This window comes from Bauldia sp., from assembly GCF_965232525.1.
Classification (GTDB): Bacteria; Pseudomonadota; Alphaproteobacteria; order Rhizobiales; family Kaistiaceae; genus Bauldia.
Genome location: NZ_OZ246980.1, coordinates 2,987,488 through 3,006,856, shown reverse-complemented (window position 1 = coordinate 3,006,856; position 19,369 = coordinate 2,987,488). Strand labels below are relative to the sequence as shown.

The 19,369-nt window shown below is 64.6% G+C and carries 19 protein-coding genes; 2 read left to right on the top strand and 17 right to left on the bottom strand.

What is annotated here, in order from left to right; all coding sequences use genetic code 11:
* The 10 genes from hypD to ACO076_RS14175 are packed head-to-tail and all read right to left on the bottom strand — an operon-like array spanning window position 1 to window position 8,918.
* Window positions 1–1,113: a hydrogenase formation protein HypD gene (gene hypD, locus ACO076_RS14220; RefSeq protein ID WP_421723495.1), complete on the bottom strand. Its 1,113-nt coding sequence runs from the start codon at window positions 1,111–1,113 to the stop codon at window positions 1–3.
* Window positions 1,110–1,376 (bottom strand): HypC/HybG/HupF family hydrogenase formation chaperone, encoded by a 267-nt coding sequence (locus tag ACO076_RS14215; protein ID WP_421723494.1) that lies wholly within the window; start codon window positions 1,374–1,376, stop codon window positions 1,110–1,112. The genes hypD and ACO076_RS14215 overlap by 4 nt, the downstream gene beginning before the upstream one ends.
* A gap of 2 nt (window positions 1,377–1,378) precedes the next feature.
* Window positions 1,379–3,694 (bottom strand): carbamoyltransferase HypF, encoded by a 2,316-nt coding sequence (gene hypF / locus ACO076_RS14210; protein WP_421723493.1) that lies wholly within the window; start codon window positions 3,692–3,694, stop codon window positions 1,379–1,381.
* A complete protein-coding gene (locus ACO076_RS14205) occupies window positions 3,684–3,947 on the bottom strand; it encodes a hydrogenase/urease maturation nickel metallochaperone HypA (protein ID WP_421723492.1) in 264 nt (87 codons plus the stop codon). Before ACO076_RS14205 ends, hypF begins: the two co-directional genes overlap by 11 nt.
* Window positions 3,940–4,401: a hydrogenase maturation protease gene (locus ACO076_RS14200; protein WP_421723491.1), complete on the bottom strand. Its 462-nt coding sequence runs from the start codon at window positions 4,399–4,401 to the stop codon at window positions 3,940–3,942. Before ACO076_RS14200 ends, ACO076_RS14205 begins: the two co-directional genes overlap by 8 nt.
* Entirely contained in the window at window positions 4,398–5,696 is a 1,299-nt protein-coding gene (locus ACO076_RS14195) for a Ni/Fe hydrogenase subunit alpha (protein WP_421723490.1), read from the bottom strand. The genes ACO076_RS14200 and ACO076_RS14195 overlap by 4 nt, the downstream gene beginning before the upstream one ends.
* Window positions 5,686–6,465, bottom strand: a complete 780-nt coding sequence (locus ACO076_RS14190; RefSeq protein ID WP_421723489.1) for an oxidoreductase — start codon at window positions 6,463–6,465, stop codon at window positions 5,686–5,688. Before ACO076_RS14190 ends, ACO076_RS14195 begins: the two co-directional genes overlap by 11 nt.
* A gap of 2 nt (window positions 6,466–6,467) precedes the next feature.
* Window positions 6,468–7,310, bottom strand: coding sequence for an FAD/NAD(P)-binding protein (locus ACO076_RS14185; RefSeq protein ID WP_421723488.1), 843 nt, complete (start codon window positions 7,308–7,310; stop codon window positions 6,468–6,470).
* Window positions 7,310–7,780 carry a cyclic nucleotide-binding domain-containing protein gene (locus ACO076_RS14180; RefSeq protein ID WP_421723487.1) on the bottom strand — a complete coding sequence of 157 codons (471 nt, stop codon included), beginning with the start codon at window positions 7,778–7,780 and terminating at the stop codon, window positions 7,310–7,312. The genes ACO076_RS14185 and ACO076_RS14180 overlap by 1 nt, the downstream gene beginning before the upstream one ends.
* A 1-nt stretch (window position 7,781) precedes the next feature.
* Entirely contained in the window at window positions 7,782–8,918 is a 1,137-nt protein-coding gene (locus tag ACO076_RS14175; RefSeq protein ID WP_421723486.1) for a 4Fe-4S dicluster domain-containing protein, read from the bottom strand.
* Window positions 8,919–9,092: 174 nt separating this feature from the next.
* Between ACO076_RS14175 and ACO076_RS14170 the strand changes: the two genes are divergently transcribed.
* Window positions 9,093–10,529: an NAD-dependent succinate-semialdehyde dehydrogenase gene (locus ACO076_RS14170; protein WP_421723485.1), complete on the top strand. Its 1,437-nt coding sequence runs from the start codon at window positions 9,093–9,095 to the stop codon at window positions 10,527–10,529.
* Window positions 10,530–10,556: 27 nt separating this feature from the next.
* A complete protein-coding gene (locus ACO076_RS14165; RefSeq protein ID WP_421723484.1) occupies window positions 10,557–11,072 on the top strand; it encodes a hypothetical protein in 516 nt (171 codons plus the stop codon).
* 15 nt (window positions 11,073–11,087) lie between these two features.
* Here ACO076_RS14165 and ACO076_RS14160 read toward each other — a convergent pair whose 3' ends face one another.
* The 7 genes from ACO076_RS14160 to ACO076_RS14130 form a co-directional block, all read right to left on the bottom strand.
* Window positions 11,088–11,810, bottom strand: a complete 723-nt coding sequence (locus ACO076_RS14160) for a glycerophosphodiester phosphodiesterase (RefSeq protein ID WP_421723483.1) — start codon at window positions 11,808–11,810, stop codon at window positions 11,088–11,090.
* Window positions 11,811–11,887: 77 nt separating this feature from the next.
* A complete protein-coding gene (locus ACO076_RS14155) occupies window positions 11,888–12,979 on the bottom strand; it encodes an ABC transporter ATP-binding protein (RefSeq protein WP_421723482.1) in 1,092 nt (363 codons plus the stop codon).
* A 2-nt stretch (window positions 12,980–12,981) separates the two neighbouring features.
* Complete coding sequence (locus ACO076_RS14150) at window positions 12,982–14,070, bottom strand: carbohydrate ABC transporter permease (protein WP_421723481.1); 1,089 nt, start codon at window positions 14,068–14,070, stop codon at window positions 12,982–12,984.
* A gap of 7 nt (window positions 14,071–14,077) precedes the next feature.
* On the bottom strand, window positions 14,078–15,022 hold the full coding sequence (locus ACO076_RS14145) for a carbohydrate ABC transporter permease (protein ID WP_421723480.1): 945 nt from the start codon (window positions 15,020–15,022) through the stop codon (window positions 14,078–14,080).
* A 61-nt stretch (window positions 15,023–15,083) separates the two neighbouring features.
* The gene (locus tag ACO076_RS14140) at window positions 15,084–16,442 is read right to left on the bottom strand and encodes an ABC transporter substrate-binding protein (RefSeq protein ID WP_421723479.1); all 1,359 of its coding nucleotides are present in this window, start codon (window positions 16,440–16,442) and stop codon (window positions 15,084–15,086) included.
* Window positions 16,443–16,642: 200 nt separating this feature from the next.
* The gene (locus tag ACO076_RS14135) at window positions 16,643–17,971 is read right to left on the bottom strand and encodes an amidohydrolase family protein (protein WP_421723478.1); all 1,329 of its coding nucleotides are present in this window, start codon (window positions 17,969–17,971) and stop codon (window positions 16,643–16,645) included.
* A 207-nt stretch (window positions 17,972–18,178) separates the two neighbouring features.
* The gene (locus ACO076_RS14130; protein ID WP_421723477.1) at window positions 18,179–19,357 is read right to left on the bottom strand and encodes a mandelate racemase/muconate lactonizing enzyme family protein; all 1,179 of its coding nucleotides are present in this window, start codon (window positions 19,355–19,357) and stop codon (window positions 18,179–18,181) included.
* Between the last annotated feature and the right edge of the window lie 12 nt (window positions 19,358–19,369).

Below are 19,369 nucleotides of genomic sequence, written 5' to 3'. Positions count from 1 at the left end.
TCAGGATGCCTTCCGCATCGTGCCAGCCTGTCGGCCGCGATAGCGATAGTAGGCCGCACAGGCGCCCTCCGACGACACCATGGTGACCCCGAGCGGGTGTTCCGGCGTGCAGCGGGTGCCGAACGCCGGGCATTCCGGCGGCTTCTTCTCGCCGCGCAGCACGAGGCCGCTGATGCACTCGCCGGTCTGTTCCGACCCGTTAGCGACAGCACCGAAGCGCTGCTCGGCGTCGAAATCGGCATACGCTTCGGATAGCCCCAGGCCGCTTTCGGCGATGTCGCCGATCCCGCGCCAGCGCCGCGGCGTGACACGAAACACCTTCGCCATGATGTCCTGCGCCGGCCGGTTGCCGTCGCGGCGGACCGAGCGAGCATACTGGTTCTCGACCTCCGCCCGCCCCTCCTCGAGCTGGCGCACGGTCATGTAGACGCCTTCGAGAATGTCGAGCGGCTCGAAGCCCGTCACCACGATCGGCACCCGGTATTGCTCCGAAATAGGAAAATACTCCTCGAATCCCATCACCGTGCAGACGTGGCCGGCTGCCAGGAACCCCTGGATGCGATTTCCCGGTCCGTCGAGGATGGTGCGCATCGCCGGCGGCACCAGAACATGGGACACCAGCATGGAGAAATTGGTCAGACCTTCCCGCTTCGCCTGGTAGGCGGCCATGGCGTTGGCCGGCGCGGTGGTCTCGAAGCCGACCGCGAAGAAGACCACCTCGCGATCCGGGTTCTCCCGCGCGATCGTCAGCGCGTCGAGGGGCGAATAGACGACGCGCACGTCCGCACCGCGTGCTTTGGCGCCAAGCAGATCGCCGCCGGTTCCCGCCACCCGCAGCATGTCGCCGAACGAACACAGGATCACTTCGGGGCGCCCGGCGATCTCGATCGCCTTGTCGATATACTCCGCCGGGGTCACGCACACCGGACAACCGGGCCCGTGGACCAGCGTCACGTCCTCCGGCAAGAGCGCGTCGATGCCGTAGCGGACGATGGCGTGGGTCTGACCCCCGCAGACCTCCATCAGGGTCCATGGGCGGGTCGTGACTTTGGCGATCGCTTCGGCGAGCGCGTGGGCTGCTTCCGGATCGCGGTATTCGTCGCGGTACTTCATTGCACCGCCTCGGCTTCGTCCGCTTCGAGCTCCTCCAGTTCGCCGATTTCCTTGAGATGGGCGAAGACCTTCTCGGCTTCGGTCTCGTCGATGACAGTGATCGCAAAGCCGACATGGACCAGAACGTGATCGCCGATCTCAGCCTCCGGCGTATAGGCAAGGTTGATGTCCTTGAGGACACCGCCGAAGTCGACACGGCCGACCCGCATCAGGGGATCGTCACCGCTGGTGCTCAGAATCCGACCCGGTACTGCGAGGCACATATCTACGCTCCTTTGGCCATCCAACTGGCCCACACTGCCTGGCCCACAGCAAGCCCGCCGTCGTTGGGCGGCACCCGCTCATGCCAAAAGACGTCGAAGCCGGCCGACCCCAGCGCCGCGATCGCGGCCTCGGTGAGGCGGACGTTCTGGAAACAGCCGCCGGTGAGGACGACCCGCGCGATGCCCGCACGCTCGGCGACCGCGGCCATCGCCTCAACGAGGCCGGCGTGAACGGCGGCGGATATCGCGCCGGGGGACGCGCCCTTTCGGAAATCGGCGATCGCCGCCTCCAGGGCTGGCCGCCAGTCGACGACCCAGCCGCCCTCATTGTTGTCCATCACCGGAAACGCATAGACGCGATCGGCTGGCTCACCCTCGGCGGCCCATTCGAACAGACACGCGGCCTGCCCTTCATGGCCATTGACCTGACGGAGCCCGCAGAGCGAGGCGAAGGCGTCGAACAGCCGCCCGGCGCTGGTCGTGATCGGTGCGTGTGTGCCCTGAGCGAGCATCCGCGCCAGTACCGCGCGCTCGCTCTCTCCGAACGCCGCGACGGACGGGATGTCGTCCATCTCCATAGCCGCAGCGCCAAACGCTTCGTATAGAAGGCCCAGCGCCGCGCGCCGCGGTTCGCGCACGGCGGCTTCACCGCCCGGCAAGCGGAACGGCCGCAGATGGCCTGTCCGCCGCCAGTCGTTGCCGTCCACTGTCAGGAACTCTCCGCCCCAGATTGTGCCGTCCGGTCCGAAGCCGGTGCCGTCCCACGCGATGCCGAGGACCGGAGGCGCCAGGCTGTGTTCGGCCATGCAGGCGACGACGTGCGCCAGATGATGCTGCACCGGGATTTCGTCGAGACCGCCGGTAGCCCGCGCGCGTGTCCGGGCGAAGTCCGGATGGAGATCGCGCGCCACGCGCGTCGGTGTGATGTGATAGAGGTCCGCGGCATCGTCGATCGCGGCCGCATGGACGGTCCGCGCCGCGCTGCCGTCCAGGTCACCGATATGCGACCCGAGCACGATGCGATCGGTCTGCGAGACGGCGACCGCCGCCTTGAGATGCCCGCCGACGGCGACGACACCTGCCTCGATGTCCGGAACAGAAATCGTGCGTGGCGCGTAGCCGCGGCCGTTGCGCAGCACCTGCGGGCGCCCGCCGACAACGCGGACAACCGAGTCGTCGACCGGACGGATGATCGGCCGGTCATGCACCAGGAATCGATCGGCGATGCCGCCAAGTGCCGCGACCGCATCGGCCTCGTCGATGACGATCGGGTTGTCGGCACGGTTGCCACTGGTCGCCACCACCGGAAACCCGAGGTCCTCCATCAGCAGGTGATGGAGCGGCGTGTACGGCAGCATCAGCCCGAGTGTCGGGTTGTCGGGCGCGACCGACGGCGCCAGTTCGTCGTGCGCGCGTTGCATGATCACGATCGGTCGAATCGCCCCGGTGAGCAACGCTCGTTCTTTACCGGAGACGCGGCACAACCGCTCCGCCTCGCGCAGATCCGGCGCCATCACCGCGAACGGTTTGGTCTCCCGGTTCTTGCGCTGCCGTAGCCGGGCAACGGCCGCCTCGTCCCGCGCGTCACAGATCAAATGAAATCCGCCGATGCCCTTCACGGCGACGATCTCACCATTGCGGATCGCATCGGCGGCTGCCCGAAGCGCCGCGTCGCGGGTGGCCATGGTCGCGCCCGCCGCGTCCCAGAACGAAAGCTGCGGTCCGCAGACCGGACACGCGTTCGGTTCCGCATGGAAGCGTCGGTCCGCCGGCTCGTCGTATTCCGACTGGCAGGCTGGGCACATGGTGAAGCCGGACATGGTCGTCCGGGCCCGGTCGTAGGGCATGGCCGCGACGATCGAATAGCGCGGCCCGCAGGCGGTGCAGTTGATGAACGGATACCGGTGGCGACGATCGTTCGGGTCGTGCAACTCCGCGAGACAGGCCGGACAGGTCGCCAGATCGGTCGGGACCTCGGCCGACAACGCACCGGCGGTCACGCTATCGCGAACGTCAAACCCGATGGCGCCGATCGGCGGAACCGTCGCGATATCGATGGCGTCAACCCGCGCGCTTGGCGGTGGCGTGCACCGGAGCGCTTCAACGAGAGCGGTCACCGCGGCCTCCGCGCCCTCCGCTTCGATGGTCACACCGCCCGGCGTATTGGTGACGAAACCCGTCAGCCCGAGCGTCGTCGCCTGGCGATAGACGAAGGGGCGAAAGCCCACGCCCTGGACGACCCCGCGGACGGTGATGCACTTCCGCGCGATTGCGATCGGCGCACCGTCGGTCGCCGGCATGGCCGTTTCAGGTTTCAACCTCGACGCTTTCCAACAGAACATCCTGCGCGTTGGCGTGGGTCGTGTCGTCCGACAGAGTAGCCGTAATTCGCGCCCCTTCCGCGTTGGTGCCGGCAGAGGCCTGACGGAAGTGTTCGCCGAAGTGCGCCTCGGTCATGTGGCTTAACGCGCCGAGCCAGACGGCGACCCCGGTGACCCGCTTAGCGTTCTCCTGCTGCGCCACCGCATCGATCTGACGCATCAGGTTCTTCATCAGCGATGCTTCATGCATCCTGCATCACCTCATCCCGGATCATCCCGGCCACGGCTTCCGCGGCGCCGACCACCTGCGGCGACAGCGGCGCGCCGGTATCCATGTTCTGCGCCTCGATGACGTAGACAACGCACACCAGCGGAAGCTGATCCAGCACCCGGCCGAGTTCGACCGCGCCGGCGAGCCCGAAGCCATGGGTCGACATCTTCATCTCCAGATCGGGCAGATCGTCACGGTTCACGTCGATCCGCCGGATCGTCCCAACCCTCGCCCCCGACCAGCTTGCATCGACCAGAAACGCGGCACTCGCCCCTTCAATCTTCGCCAGAAGCGATGTCGCTTCTCCGCTGTGGACGATGGCATCGACGCCCGGTGGCAGCAGGTCCCTCAGCTTGTCGACAACCAACGGGCCGACGCCGTCGTCACCGCGATCCGGATTGCCGATGCCGATCACGATCCGGCGTTGGCTCATCCCGACTCCTCCTCGACCCGCTCCAGCCGCAGGAAGTGCGTCGCGCACGAGATACACGGATCGTAGTTCCGCACGGTCTGCTCGCACCGGTGCTGCAAATCCTCGTCCTCGAGATTGAGCCAGGCGTTAATGTAAGTCCGCAGGTCTTCCTCGACGGTCGCCTGGTTCTGGGAGGTCGGCGGCACGATCTGGGCGGACGCGATTGATCCGTCCTCGTCCAGACGGTAGCGGTGATAGAGCATGCCGCGCGGCGCCTCGGTGGCCGCGTAGCCGGTGCCGGCCCGCGTCTCGATCTCGATCGCCGGCTGGTCCGGGCGCTCGTAGTTATCGATGATCCTGAGTGCCTCGTCGTAGGCGTACAAGACTTCAACCGCGCGCACGATGATGCTGCGATAGGGATTGTGGCAGGTTTCGCCGAGGCCGACTTCGCGTGCCACGTCCTGGGCGAGTGGCGACAGCTTGTCGAAGTTGAGATTGTAGCGGGCCAGCGGACCGACGAAGTAGGAGCCGACGCCGTCGAGTTGCGACTGCAGCGCGGTCGAGTGCTCGACGTGAACTTCCTCGAAGTGCTTGTCGTAGTCGGACATCGGAATGTCGAGACCGCTGCTCGAAACGATGCGCCCCTCGTTGAACGGGTACTCGTCCGGGTGCCGCAGCGAGACCCACACGTAGTCACGTCCTCGCTCAGGGAAGTCGAAGGTCGAGACGAAGCGAACGGCTTCGATTGCAAGGTCGCGGGCATATTTCAGACGTTCGGCGAGCGGCTGAAGCTCGGCCTTGGTCGGCGTCCGGTAGAAACCGCCGACCTTGACGTTGATTGGATGAATCTCGCGTCCGCCGACCAGCGTCACGATCTCGTTGCCGATCTTCTTGAGCTCGAGCCCCATGCGCACCGCGTCGCCGTGGTCGCGCGCCATCTCGATCGCACCGGCGTAGCCGAGAAAGTCGGGCGCATGCAGCATGAACACGTGCAGCGTATGGCTTTCAATCCACTCGCCGCAGTAGAGCAATCGTCGCAGATCGCGGAGCGGTCCGTCCACCTTGACGCCGAGCGCGTCCTCCATCGCGTGGACGGCGCTCATCTGATAGGCGACCGGACAGATGCCGCAGATCCGCGCGGTGATATCCGGTGCCTCAGTGTAGGCGCGGCCGCGCATGAACGCTTCGAAGAAGCGCGGCGGTTCGAAGATGCTGAGCTCCGCCGATTGGACCGAGCCGTCGCGAATGACGACCTTCAGCGCCCCCTCGCCTTCAACTCGCGCGAGGTAGTCGACCTTGATGGTTTTACGTGCCATGGCGTTCCTTCTCCTCCCGGAACGGCTCGGCGTCCGTGTTGAACGTGCTGTAGACGCGGCTGATCGACCGCTTATCCATACCGAGGCCCGCAAGCCAGCCGCTCAACGACGGCGCGTTGGGCGTCTCCATCGGACCGAAACATCCGTAGCAACCGCGATCGTAGGCCGGGCACAAGGCGCCGCAGCCGGCGTGAGTCACGGGCCCGAGACACGGCGTGCCGTGGGCGACCATGACACACACATTGCCGCGCAACTTGCACTCGACGCAAACGCTGTGCGCCGGCGTCACCGGTTTACGCCGCGCCAGGAACGCGGAAACCACCTCGAGCAGTTGCTGCTTGCTGATGGGGCAACCGCGCAGTTCGAAATCGACGCGGACGTGATCGGCGATCGGCGTCGAGGTGGCGAGCGTGCTGATGTAGTCCGGCCGCGCATAGACGATCGAGGTGTATTCCTTGACGTCGGCGAAGTTCCGCAGTGCCTGGATCCCGCCGGCGGTCGCGCAGGCACCGATAGTGATCAGGACGTCGGAACGGCGCCGGACTTCCTTGATCCGCTCGGCGTCATGGGCGGTGGTGATCGACCCCTCGACCAACGACAACGCATAGCGGCCGGAAATCTTGCCGCGCGTCGCTTCCATGAAATAGGCGATGTCGATCGCGTCGGCGACGGCCAGCAATTCGTCCTCGCAGTCGAGCAGACTGAGCTGACACCCGTCGCATGAAGCGAATTTCCAGACGGCAAGCCGCGGTCGTTTGGATGAGGCCACCGTCAAATCTCCTGCAATGCCATAAGGTAACGAACCTGATCGTAGCGAAAGACCGGACCGTCGCGGCAGACGAACATCGACGAGAGCTGGCAATGGCCGCAGAGGCCGATCGCGCACTTCATATTGCGCTCCATCGACAGATACAGCGCCTCGTCGGGGACGCCGGCCGTGCTCAGCGCCTGGACGCCGAACCGCATCATGATCTCCGGTCCACACAGCAGACCAATCGTGCGATCCGGATCGAACTCGATCCGCGACATCAGGGTCGTCACCACGCCGACGTGGCCGTGCCATCCCTCCGCCGCATGATCGACGGTCACCTCGACGTCAACGTCAAGGCGCTGGCGCCAGGATTCGATCTCACGACGGAAGACGATGTCTTCCGGGCTGCGCGTGCCATAGAGGATTGCCACCCGCCCGTAGCGATCGCGCTCAGCGAGGAGCCGGTAGATCACCGGTCGAAGCGGCGGCAGCCCGAGCCCGCCGGCGACCAGAACAACGTCCTTGCCGTCGAGCTTCTCGACCGGCCAGCCGGTGCCGAACGGCCCGCGCAGGCCGACCGGATCGCCGCGCTTCAGTTCGGTCAACGCCCGCGACACGGCCCCAACCGCGCGGATCGTATGGACGATCCCTCCCGTCTTGGCGGGGTCGCCACTGATGCTGATGGCGGCCTCACCGACGCCGAACACGGTCAGCATATTGAATTGCCCGGCGGCGAACTCGGTGTCGCCGTTCTCCGGCTCGATCACCAGCGTATAGACGTCCGGCGCGTCGTTGCGGCGGCTGGTGACCCGCGCAACCTGCGGCACCATCGGATCGTGGGCGGTGGCCAATACAGCGCTCATCATGCCGCCGGCTTACCGTAAACGTCGAGCACCTGCAGCCGCGTCGCCTGCAGCCGGTTCATCAGGATCGGCACGAGCCGTTTCATCACGTCATAGCCGAGGCTGTGATCGTCCTCGCACTTGTCGCGCAGGCACTTGCCATCGAGGCTGATCGCCCGGACGCGATCGACGGCGCGAGCATCATAGGTCCACCGGTAGGGCGGAAACAGCCAGGACACCCCGACGATGTCGCCCTCGCCGACCGTCTGGAACGTGACCGCCCCGTATCCTGGTGCTGCGATCTCGAGGGCAACCCGCCCCTCCCGGATCAGGTAGAACTGATCGGCCGGACCGCCTTCGCGAAAGAGATGCTGGTTCGGCGAAAACCGAACATTCTTGGCGCACCCGCGAACCAGGTCGAGAAACGACTCGTCGAGACCCGCAAAAAACGGATGTTCGCTGACGATCCGTTCCAGTCCACGCACCGCCATATCACGCACTCCCTTCCGTCGTGCCGCCCTGAACGGCGCGCACTTCCTCGGTGATGTCGATGCCCACCGGGCACCAGGTGATGCACCGTCCGCAGCCGACACACCCCGACGTTCCAAACTGATCGAACCATGTGGCAAGCTTGTGGGTCATCCACTGGCGGTAACGGGACTTGCCGCTCTGCCGCACGCCGCCGCCGTGGATGTAGGAAAAGTCCATGGTGAAACAGGAGTCCCAGCGGCGCTCCCGCGAGGTCTCGGTACCGGTCAGATCGCTCGAATCCTCGACCGAGGTGCAGAAGCAGGTGGGGCACACCATGGTGCAGTTGGTGCAGGCGAGGCACCGCTCAGCCACCTTGTCCCATTGCGGGTGTTCGAGGTTTTCCAGAAGCAGGCTGCGGATGTCGCCGTCCGGCATCTCGCGGCCCATCGCGGCGGTGGTTGCCGCCACGATCCGATCGGCCGTTTTAATATCGTCGTCCGTCGCATCGGTCGTCGGCAGCGCGGCGATCACCGCCTTGCCAGCGTCCGAACCGACCTCGACCAAGAAGCGGTTTCCGTCGATGGTCGCGATCTCGGTCAGCGCGAGGTCGAAGCCGCTTTCCGCCTTCGGACCGGTGTTCATGGAGGCGCAGAAACAGGTACCGCCGGCCTGTCCACAGTTCACCGCGACGAAGAAGGCGTCCTCGCGGCGCACCTTGTAGTGCGGATCGGCAAACGGCCCGCCGATGAAGACGCGATCCTGAATGGCGATCGCGTTGAGTTCGCAGGCGCGCACCCCGATGAAGGCCAGTTTCTGCGGCGAGGTTTCATCGGCGGTAACCTTGACCTCGCCGTTGGTCTGCTTGGCGGTCCAGAGGCGCTGCCGCGGCGGATGGAGGTATTTCTTCCACGACTGCGGCCCGACGACATAGCCGAACAGCGCCTCGTCATCCCTCCGTTTCAGGCGATAGTGGCCGCCATCGTGTTCGTCGGTCCAACCGCGCGGCATCTCGCCGGTCGACTCGATATCGTCATAGACGATCGCCCCGTCGCGCACGGTCGGCCCCAGAACACGATACGCTTCCCTCCGCAGCGTGGCGAACAACGCGTCAAGACCCGCTCCATCCAGGATAACCTGCTGACCGCCCGTGTTTGCCAAGCCTCGACCTCCGCTCGCGTGTTGGAATCATTCAAACACACAGGCCCCCTGCGGCAATTGAGCCACGTCAAAGCTGCCGCCGAGCCGGCGACCCTCCGCGAGCAAGAGACTGGTGGTCGGCCTTGCGGATCGCTACAAGATGCTCACGAAAACAAGCCTCGGAGGAGAGCGGCGATGTATCCGGAACCGGCCATGTTCATTGGCACCGACTGGCGCGGTGCGAACGGACAGCGGAGCGAGCCGATCGTCAATCCGGCCACCGAAGACGTGCTCGGTCAGATGCCGCTCGCGGATGCCGCCGACGTCGAGGAAGCGATCGCCGCGGCCGCGAAGGGTCAGGACATCTGGAGCGGCACCCACGGCTGGGAGCGCGCCAAGGTCCTGCGGAAAGTGGCCGAGCGTATGGACGCGCGTCGCGCCGAACTGGCCATGACCCTGACGCTGGAGGTCGGCCGGCCACTGGCACAATCCGACGCCGAGGTTCAGGGCGCGCTGGAGCAATTCACCTGGTTTGCCGGAGAGGCCGAACGTTTGTTCGGCGAGACCATCCCCTCTCGCCACAGCGGCACTTTCTTCGTCACACGCGAACCGATCGGCGTGGTCGCCGCCTTTACCGCCTGGAACTTCCCGATCGTCCTGCCCGCCCGCAAGATCGCGCCGGCGCTTGCGGCCGGCTGCGCCATCATCCTGCGCCCATCGGAACAGACGCCGTCGACCGCGCGCATCCTGGTCGAGTGCTGTCTGGAGGCTGGTGTGCCGCCGGAGGCGATCCAGCTCGTCACCGGCAATCCCGACGACGTGTCGTCGGCGATCATGGCCTCACCGGTGGTGCGGAAGATCTCGCTTACCGGTTCAACCCGCGTCGGTAAGCTATTGATGGCGCAGGCTGCCGAGACGATGAAACGGTGCTCGATGGAGCTCGGCGGGCACAGCCCGGTGATTGTCTGCGACGATGTCGACGCGGAAAAGGTGGCCGAGGTCTGTGGTCAGTCCAAGTTTCGCAACGCCGGCCAGGTGTGCATCTCGCCGAGCCGGTTCTATGTGCACGAGAAGGTGGCCCCGGCATTCAAGCGGGCCTTCGTCGACGTCGCGGAAAGCCTCAATCTCGGAGACGGCCGCGATCCCGACGTCACCATGGGGCCGTTGACAACGCGCCGTCAGTTGGATCGCGTCGAGTCGTGGTCGTCGGAGACCGAAGCGTCCGGTGTGACCGTGCTGACCGGCGGCCGGCGGCCGTCCTCACTGAACGCCGGCTACTTCTTTGAGCCGACGGTCTTCGAGGACGTTCCCGACGACGCGCGGATCATGCGCGAGGAACCCTTCGGCCCCCTCGCTCCGATCAACACGTTCTCCGACCTCGACGATGCGATCGCCAAGGCCAACGATACCGAGTATGGACTGGCGGCTTACGCCTTCACCCGCGACCTTGGCCGCGCCCACCACTTGAGCAGCGCCCTGCGGGCCGGGACGGTCGGCATCAACACTTTCACCCTGGCCCAGGCCGAAGTACCGTTCGGTGGCATCGACTACAGCGGCATGGGTCGCGAAGGCGGAACCCACGCCATTGACGACTACCTCAACGTCAAGACAAGCCACATCATCGCCGGCTGAGACCCCCTCCATGGAGACAAGCCTCTCATGAGCAAACGCTTCGCACTGATCGCCGGCCTTGCGGCGGCAAGCTTCGTGACCGTCCCGGCCTTGGCGGACGAGATCATGCCGATCGAGGCCCTGGAAGGCACCGTCTGGGCATCGCAGGAATCTCACGATCGTACCGCCATCGACGCCAACGGCGATATCAGCCTCAAGGAGAGCAAGGATATCTACGTTGCGTTCGGCGACCTGATCGACGGTGTCTATACGATCAAGATCAACTGGTGGAATGTCGAGGCGGGACTGAACGTCGTCGAGTACGCCGTGCTGCTGCCTGAATCAGACAATGTCTACGTCTACATCGAAACCACCCATCCCGCCGACAGCAGCTTTCCGGGCATCCAGGGCGGCGGCGCTTTTCGGGTATTGGATGAAGACACCGCAACGCTGACGCAGGCCGGGCGATTGCTGGACGGATCGGCCAGCGCCTTCGTCACGAAGCTCACCCGCGTCGAGGCGCCGCCGGAAGTGCCGTTAGCGCAAACCTACCCGAAGCCTTGACCGGCAACCGGCGTCCTACGAAGCCGGCTGAAGCTCCGCCTGCACCCGTTTGAACGTCGCCGGGTGATCGACGTTGGCGTACTCGACGTCAGCTTCGATGATCCGGCGAAAGGCGTCGGCATCATCGTCGGGATGGAAGATCTGAATTTGTAGGTTGTTCGCGCGCGCGGCGGCAAGGTTCTCCGGCGTCATTTCGTGCAGTTCGAACTCAATGATCGCGAATCCGTCCCGGGCCACGTCGGCGACGCCCTTGCTCCACCGCACCGGCTCCATGTGCCGGAACTCGGGCATCAGGCGCACCATCTCAGCCCGGATCGCATTGTCGCCTGAGAGGAAGTATGTGTCCTCCCTGCCCCATCCGTGCTTGAGCACAAGCTCCCGGATGAGAGGGACCGGCGCCTCCTTCACCTCGATATAGGCATTGCACTTGCCCTTGAGCCAGACGAGCCACTCCTCGAACTTGGGCAGGCGCTGCCCGGCGAACTCGGGCGAGAACCACGAGCCGGCATCGAGGGCGTCGAGTTCGGCGCTCGTCATGTCGGCGATCGCCCCCGACCCGTCGGTGGTGCGATCGACGGTCTCGTCATGGAGGATGTAAGCGACACCATCACGGCTCATGCGGACATCGATCTCCACGAAAGCCGCGCCAAGCGCGATCGCCTTTTCCGAGGCGGGGTAAGTGTTTTCCGGTGCGACCTGATTGGCGCCACGGTGGCAGACGAGTTGAGTGCGAGACATGGCGTTCGTCCTTTGTCGTTGGCAGGCGGCGCGTAGCCGGTCGTCCGCGCCGGAAGGATCACAACGTTGGAGCGGGCTCAGGCCGTTGTTGTCGTCGGAGCCCTGGCGGTCAGACCGTCGATACGGTTTCCGCTTTCGGCGTCGAAGATGATCGATTGGCGGGAGTCAAAAGTGAGACGCAGGCTATCGCCCACACCGTGCGCGGCATCGGCGAAGGGCTCGAGAAAGCGAAGCGGACCGAGCGGGGTATCGCAGACGTACAGAACCTCGCGGCCCATCGGCTCAACGCTGTGCACGATAGCCGGGATGCCGGAAGCGGCGGCTCTCAGATTCTCCGGCCGAACACCAAGCCGCACCGATGCCCTCGAATCCGCGCCGTTCGCCGACACGAGCTCGAGCGATTCCTCGCCGCTACGCAGGCTGTCTCCGTCACGGGTCATGTCCACGAAGTTGATCGGCGGGGAGCCGATGAAGCTTGCGACGAAGGTGCTGCGCGGGCGCGCATAGAGATCGTCGGCGCTGCCGACCTGCTCGATCCGGCCCTTGTTCATGCACACGATCCGGTCGGCCATCGTGGTCGCCTCGATCTGGTCGTGCGTCACCAGGATCGTCGTGACACCGAGCTCGCGTTGAATTCGCCGCAGTTCGGTCCGCATCGTCAGGCGCAGGGTCGCGTCGAGATTGGAAAGCGGCTCGTCGAGGAGCAGGAGATTCGGCTCCTTGATGATCGCCCGCGCCAGAGCGACGCGTTGCTGCTGGCCACCGGAAAGCTGACCCGGGCGCCGCGCCAGCAATTCCCCGACCTGGACGAGTTCGGCCACCGCTTGAGCCTTCGATTCAGCCTCCGCCTTGGCGATTGTCTTGAACCGCAGCGGAAACATGATGTTCTGCATCACTGTCATGTTCGGGTAGAGGGCGTAGGACTGGAAGACGATGCCGACGTTACGATCCCGCGCCTCGACCTCGTTGACCCGCGCCCCATCGAAGCGAATCTCGCCACCGGTCGGTACATAGATCCCGGCCAACATGAACAATGTCGTCGACTTGCCGCATCCGGACGGGCCGAGAATCGCAAGGAACTCGCCGTCGGTAATCGCCAGATCGATCGCGTCGACCGCGACAACCTGGTTCCAGGCCTTGCTGAGATCCTTGAGTTCGATACTCGCCATGATCAGCCCTTCACGCCGCCGAGGGTCATCTGGGTCAGGTACTTCTGACAGAACACGTAGAGCAGAAGGCTCGGCACCACGTAGAAGACGCTGACCGCGGCGACCATGCCATAGTCGACGCCCATGACGTCCTCCGCGACGTAGTAGAGATACGTGCTCATCACCCAATAGGAGGAACCGGTCCTGAGGGCGGTGACGAAGACATACTCCTCCCAGCCCCTGATGAACGCAAAGACGCCGATAGCGATCATCCCCACCCGCACCTGCGGCAGCACCACCATCCGGAAAGCCTGACGCCGCGTCGCACCGTCGGTGAGCGCGCTCATCTCCGTGTCCCAGGGGACCGCGTCGAAGAATCCCTTCATGATGAAAATGAAGAACGGCAGCTCCAGCGTGGTGATCACCAGCATCGGCGCCACCAGCGTGTTCAAAAGGCCGACCCAGTAGATGATGATGAAGATCGGGATCACCAGCGTGATCGCCGGGAACGCCTGAAGCACCAGCAGCGACTGCAGGAACCCGGCGCGGCCGGCAAACGCAAAACGCGACAGGTAGTAGCCTGCCACCGTCGAGACACCGACGGCAATGATGGTTTGCGCGCTGGCCAGCATCAGCGAGTTGCCGAACGCTTCCCACACCCAGGGGAACTGACCGCCGGCCGTCGCGGCGCCGCGCACGTCTTCGAATATGTTGGCGTTGACGAGGAACCGGTAGTTGTTGAGATGGATCTCGTCGCCGACCAGGATGATCAGACCGATCAACGCTGCAAGACCGATGACGATGGCGATCACGGCCCGGGTCCGGGCTGCGCGGAACTGCATGTGCGCCGCGCTATAGAGCACGATCGCCGGTACCAGCACCGCGCAGGCGCGCCACAGAACGTCGGCCTCGACACCACCGGTCTTGGCGGTGAACGAAATCACGACCATCCAGAAATAGGCGAGGATGACCGGGACCGAGATCACCACCAGGAAGCCGACGATCAGGCCGGTCTTGGCGCGGCGCTGATTGGCCGCCCGCGATGCCAGCCGCTCCCAGTCGGTTGCCTCGGGCGCCTCGGTTGGCGGCAGTTGGGTTGTGGCAACCGTCATCGCCGCCTCACTGGACCTCGATCCGCGGCCGGCTGAGCAGCTCTTTCATGTTGGTCATGCGCCATAAAGCCAACGCGACAACGATGCCGATAACGATCAGGATCAGCGAGATCGCGGCACCGTAGGCGTATTGCCCGCCGCCGATCTGGGGCGCCAGCGACTTGGTGTAGGCGAGCATCGCCAGGGTCATGGTCTGGCGCGCCGGGCCCATGATCAGGAAGATGTATTCAAACGATACCAGCAGGGCGAGCGCCTGGTAGACGGTGATGTAGCTGAGCGGCCAGCGCAGCGCCGGCAGCACGATGTGCCGGACGATCGATAGCGACCCGGCGCCGTCGACGCGCGCGGCATGAAACAGATGCTCTGGAATCGAACGGATCGCCGAGGTGAAGATGATCATCCCAAGCGACGCGCCGATCAGGCCATTGGCGATGACCACCAGCATCATCGGGTGATCGAGGCGCATGTTGATCGGCTCGAGCCCGAGGCCGTGGACGATGATCTGGTTGAGCAGGCCGCGTTCAGTCGGATCGACCGCCCACAGCCACAACAGCCCGTAGACCACTGACGGGCTCATGCGCGGCAACAGCCAGACGGCGCGGAAGAAAGAGCCGAGCCGCTCCGGTAGCGCCGTCGTCATCAGAGCCAGAACCAGGGCCAGGGTGACGTTGAAGATCGCCAAGGTGAAGAAGACATAGATCGCCGACAGCGTCATCGCGCGGGTGAAGGTGCCGCGCAGTTCGAAGCCGAGGAAAGCCTCCTCGTTTGGCCGCACGATCTTCTCAAACTGCTCGGTGGTGAATTCGGTGATCTGAATCGTCCGCTCCATGTCGGAGAACGCGACGAACAGATCGACCACGATCGGCGCAACGAAGAACGCAAACAGCAACACGATCGCCGGCCCGAGAAAGATGGCGGCGTTAGCCAGTTGGCGTTGGCGCATGGTCTGCATGGCGATGCGGCCGGGTCGCCGGCCAGGCAAACCGGCCGGCGACCCAACGGTAGCTGAATAGCTAGTCGAGGATGATCACGTCATCGCCGAGCTCGGTTTCGAGCTCTTCGACAACGAAATCAGCAGCATCGCCCGGCGACATTTCACCGGTCTCGACCGCCTGGACGCCCTGGAAGGTAATGGCGTTGTACTGGCCGATCCGCGCGTGGTTCGGCATAAACTCGGCGTATTCGAGCATCGGCGTACCGGCGATCAGCGCCCAACCCTTTTCAATGAACTCGGGCATTGCCGCCTGGCCGAATTTGATCGGCGTGTGGTTGGTGCCGACGGCGTGCAGCGTGTTCGGCACATGCTGCGACGCGATAGCCACCAGCATCGCCGCGAGGTCCTTGTTCGGTGTATCGCCGACGATGTAGACGATCGGATGCGACAGGTTAGCCGGCGTTCCGCCCTTTTCTGCTGCCGGCGAATGGATCCAGGTGATCTTGTCGAAGTACGCGTCCTTGTCGGTTGGGCTCATGCCGAACGCTTCGAGTTGCGCACCGACATTCCAGATGCCGTGGAACTTCGACAGCGACTTCTCGCCACGGAACGCATCGTGCACCGAGTCCCAGCTCCACGTGGTCATGTCCGCAGGGATGGCGCCTTTTTCGACACACGCCTGTAGCCAGCTATAGTAGTCCTCGAGCTTCGAGCGCGAAATCTGCAGCTTGGCCTCTTCCTCGTTGTAGAGATCGATACCGAACGAAGCCATCGCCATCTGGAAGTCCGGGCCGACATTGGGGCGATGGACGATACCGTACTCGGCGACACCGGAATCGACGGCCTCGGCGGCGAGATCGCAGAGATCGGTCATGGTGAATTCACCGGCCTCGACCTGACCCGGCAGCGCGGCGATGAACTCGTCCGACTTGCCCATGGCGCGCAGCTTGTCGTTGTTCAGGAAGAACATCCGAATTTCGGAATCCTGTGGGATCCCATAGCGCTCGCCCTTGTACTTCACCGATTCCCAGAGCTGCGGGATCATGTCCGCATAGAGCCAACCGGCCGCCGCGATCTGTTCCTCGAGGTTGGCGGCGAAGCCGTCCTCGACGAAGGCGCCGATCCACTCGTGCGCGGCGACGGCGATGTCCGGAGTTTCGCCGACAGAGTGCGCCCTGAGCAGATCAAGCGCGTCGCTGTCGAAGCCTTCGGCGTTGGTCTCGATCAGTTCGACCACGACCCGCTTGTCGGAGCCGGCCGCCTTGAGCTTCTCGTTAAGGAGCTCGGCCGCGCCAACGATGTTGCCGGCCCGCAGCGGACCTGATCGGTCGGCGCGCGACCAAAGCGTAACGGTGACATCCTCGGCGACCGCCGGAGCGACGGCAGAACCGAGCATCAGAACGGCACTGAACGCCGCAAGCGAATGCTTGATATTCATGGAGTCCTGTTCCCCTGGTTAATCAGACGCAAGCGCGCGTCGATCTCGCCCGCGTAAGCGGTCAGTGTGAACCGGAGGCTTCAGTTCGATGGCAGATCGATGACAATCCTCAAGGATAACCCGGCGTGGTGTAGCCGAGCGAGATGCGATCAGAGATTTTATGAGCCGGCAACATCCCAGAGATGTCTGCGGATCGGCCCTTAGGCAATCGACGCAGCAACCTTCGGCGCCAGCGCTCGGACCGCCGCCAGCGTTTCGGCCACGTCGATCCGGGTCAGTTCGCCATCGCGGACGACGTGCTCGCCGGCCAGGAAGACATGACGGACATCGGATTTGGCGGTGGAATAGATGAGATGGGTCAGCGGATCGAACATCGGCACTGCATGCGGGCGATCGATGTCGATCAGAATCATGTCCGCATACTTACCCGGCTCAAGACTTCCGATCCGGTCGTCGGCGCCCAGAGCGCGCGCGCCGTCGCGGGTCACCATGTGGAGCGCCTGTTCCCGCGACACGGCGTCGGCGCGGTGGCTGGCGCCCTTGTCGAGAAGCGCGGCCAGCCGGAGCGTGAGCCAGGGATCGAGATCGTTGCCGCTGATCGCACCATCGGTTCCGAGCGTCACTGTGACACCAGTGTCCAACATGTCGACGATCGGCGCGATGCCCGATCCCAGTTTCAGGTTCGACACCGGATTATGTGAGACGACCGCGCCGGTCCGCGCCAGGATAGCAATCTCTTCCTCGTCGACATGAACACAGTGGGCCAGAACCGTTCGCTCGTCGAGCAGCCCGAGATGATCGAGATGCCGGATAACCGATCGGCCGTAGCGGGCCTGGACGTCGGCCTGTTCCGCCCGGGTCTCGGCGGCATGGGTGTGATAGAGGCCGTTATGGGCGTCCGCGATCCGCTTGGCGCGAACCAGAGTTTCCGGTCCAACCGTATAGGCGCCGTGCGGCATCGTCGCGGGGAAGACATCGTCGTCGCCCGCATAGGCCTCGAAGAAGCCCTCCGCGTCGGCCATCCGCTGATCCTCGGTCTGGTCGTTCATGCCCGGACCATCGAAGAAGATACCGCCGGTCGATACCCGAAGGCCCACCTCGCGCGCCGCGGAGACCGTCTCGTGCGGGTACCAGAACATCTCCATCACGGTGGTCACGCCAGCGAGTAGCATTTCAGCGAAGCCGAGCACCGTGCCGAGCCGTGATGTCTCGACGTTGAGGATCGTGCCCTCCGCTTTCCACACCGTCTGGAGCCACGGCTCCAGCGGCAGGTCCTCGACTAGCCCCCGAAAGATGCAGTCGCCAGCGTGGCAGTGAGTGTTGATCAGGCCTGGCATCAGGAGCATGCCGGACCCATCGACGACGCGCGCCGCTTGCGTCTCCAGCGTGGCGAGTTCCGCTGTCGGTGCCACGGCCGTCAGCCGCCCACCAGCAACGGCGACGCCTCCGTTGTCGATGACCCGGTGTTCGGCGTCGGCGGTGACGACCATCGCGTTTTTGATAACCAGGTCGATGTCGTTCTCGGCCAATTTCGACTCCCTTCACCGGCCGCGCCCACGACCGGCGCGCCCGATGTCGATAGACCAAACCGGAGCGAGAGGACAGGCCCGGGCCGGCCCGTCAGACGTGCATCAGATCAGCTTGGACCGCCCAGGCCTTGTAACGCAGGAACGGCAAGGCCGTTTGCCACGACCTCGTCGTGGCCACTGGCCGACAGGCGCAATACCGCGCTTACCTCAGGTCTGGACCCGCCGCAGCCGTGCCGATTCGTGGTCGGGGAAGACTTCCGCGTAGGTGCCGCCCTTGTCGTAGGGGAAACGGGCGAAAGCACTTTCGTCGACATCGATACCGAGGCCCGGCCCGGTCGGGACAGATAGTCGCCCGTCGCTGATCGACTTGAGGCTGAAGGCCGTGCCGGGAGCCAGTTCTTCGAGCACGGGCAAGTACGGATCGATATCGAACTCCATCAGTTCGCACGCTGCCGCGGCTGCCCAGTGGAGATTGGCGGCCAGGCCTACCGGCGTTGGGCTGCCGACATGCGGCACGATACGGATGTCGTTGGTCCTGGCGATCGCGGCGATGTCCATGCAGGCGAGGATACCGCCACAGATCGTTGCGTCCGGTTCGATGACGTGCGCGGCTTCGGCGTTGACGATCGCCTGCACATGAGATGGCGAATAGACGCGTTCGCCGACGGCGATCGGGATCGGCGAGCTGGCGCACAGGCGCCGGAAGCCGGCGAGCTGGTACTGCGGCGATGGTTCCTCGAAGAAAAAGACGTCATACGGTGCCAGCTTGTGGGTCAGCGCCAGCGCGTCATCGGTCGAGTAGCCCCAATAGGCGTCGACCATCACCAGGATATCGGGGCCGACATGTTCGCGCACCGTGGCGACCCGCTCGACGCTCTCGCGGATATCGGTGCCGAGCCGCACCTTGACCCCGGCGAAGCCCCGGGCCAGGCAGTCGTCATAGTATTCGGCGTACCACTGCGGTGGCGCCCCGAACATGGTCGTGCCGGTGCCGTAGAGCGGGAACGACGTGGTGGTCGCGCCAAGCAGCCGGGAAATCGGCAACCCGGCCTCCTTGCCAACCAGATCCCACAAGGCGATCTCGATGGCACCGATGACCTGGCCGGTTACCCCGTCCCAGCCGAGATAGCCGTCGAGCAGGACGTGCATCTCTTGCAGGCGGCTGCGGATATCGCGCGCGTCCTTGCCGACGATGTTGCGCGCGACGACGTCCTCGACGATCGTCTTGATGACGGTCGGATAGGAGTGGCCGTAGTTGCTGCTCGCCTCGCCATAGCCGACCAACCCGCCTTCGGCCTCGACCCGTACCAGGGCATAGGTCCGCCGCATCGGCGGATCGGTTTTCTCATGCGCAAGCAGGATGGTCTGGATGTCCTGGATCTTCATGGCTTCTCACTT

What these genes read in the sequence shown, in the direction of transcription:
- ACO076_RS14195 (WP_421723490.1), bottom strand. Translation starts at nt 5,696, where the DNA reads ATGGCACGTAAAACCATCAAGGTCGACTACCTCGCGCGAGTTGAAGGC.
- ACO076_RS14130 (WP_421723477.1), bottom strand. Translation starts at nt 19,357, where the DNA reads ATGAAGATCCAGGACATCCAGACCATCCTGCTTGCGCATGAGAAAACC.
- ACO076_RS14155 (WP_421723482.1), bottom strand. Translation starts at nt 12,979, where the DNA reads ATGGCGAGTATCGAACTCAAGGATCTCAGCAAGGCCTGGAACCAGGTT.
- ACO076_RS14185 (WP_421723488.1), bottom strand. Translation starts at nt 7,310, where the DNA reads ATGAGCGCTGTATTGGCCACCGCCCACGATCCGATGGTGCCGCAGGTT.
- ACO076_RS14180 (WP_421723487.1), bottom strand. Translation starts at nt 7,780, where the DNA reads ATGGCGGTGCGTGGACTGGAACGGATCGTCAGCGAACATCCGTTTTTT.
- ACO076_RS14165 (WP_421723484.1), top strand. Translation starts at nt 10,557, where the DNA reads ATGAGCAAACGCTTCGCACTGATCGCCGGCCTTGCGGCGGCAAGCTTC.
- ACO076_RS14160 (WP_421723483.1), bottom strand. Translation starts at nt 11,810, where the DNA reads ATGTCTCGCACTCAACTCGTCTGCCACCGTGGCGCCAATCAGGTCGCA.
- ACO076_RS14215 (WP_421723494.1), bottom strand. Translation starts at nt 1,376, where the DNA reads ATGTGCCTCGCAGTACCGGGTCGGATTCTGAGCACCAGCGGTGACGAT.
- hypD (WP_421723495.1), bottom strand. Translation starts at nt 1,113, where the DNA reads ATGAAGTACCGCGACGAATACCGCGATCCGGAAGCAGCCCACGCGCTC.
- ACO076_RS14150 (WP_421723481.1), bottom strand. Translation starts at nt 14,070, where the DNA reads ATGACGGTTGCCACAACCCAACTGCCGCCAACCGAGGCGCCCGAGGCA.
- ACO076_RS14145 (WP_421723480.1), bottom strand. Translation starts at nt 15,022, where the DNA reads ATGCAGACCATGCGCCAACGCCAACTGGCTAACGCCGCCATCTTTCTC.
- ACO076_RS14170 (WP_421723485.1), top strand. Translation starts at nt 9,093, where the DNA reads ATGTATCCGGAACCGGCCATGTTCATTGGCACCGACTGGCGCGGTGCG.
- ACO076_RS14205 (WP_421723492.1), bottom strand. Translation starts at nt 3,947, where the DNA reads ATGCATGAAGCATCGCTGATGAAGAACCTGATGCGTCAGATCGATGCG.
- ACO076_RS14200 (WP_421723491.1), bottom strand. Translation starts at nt 4,401, where the DNA reads ATGAGCCAACGCCGGATCGTGATCGGCATCGGCAATCCGGATCGCGGT.
- ACO076_RS14140 (WP_421723479.1), bottom strand. Translation starts at nt 16,442, where the DNA reads ATGAATATCAAGCATTCGCTTGCGGCGTTCAGTGCCGTTCTGATGCTC.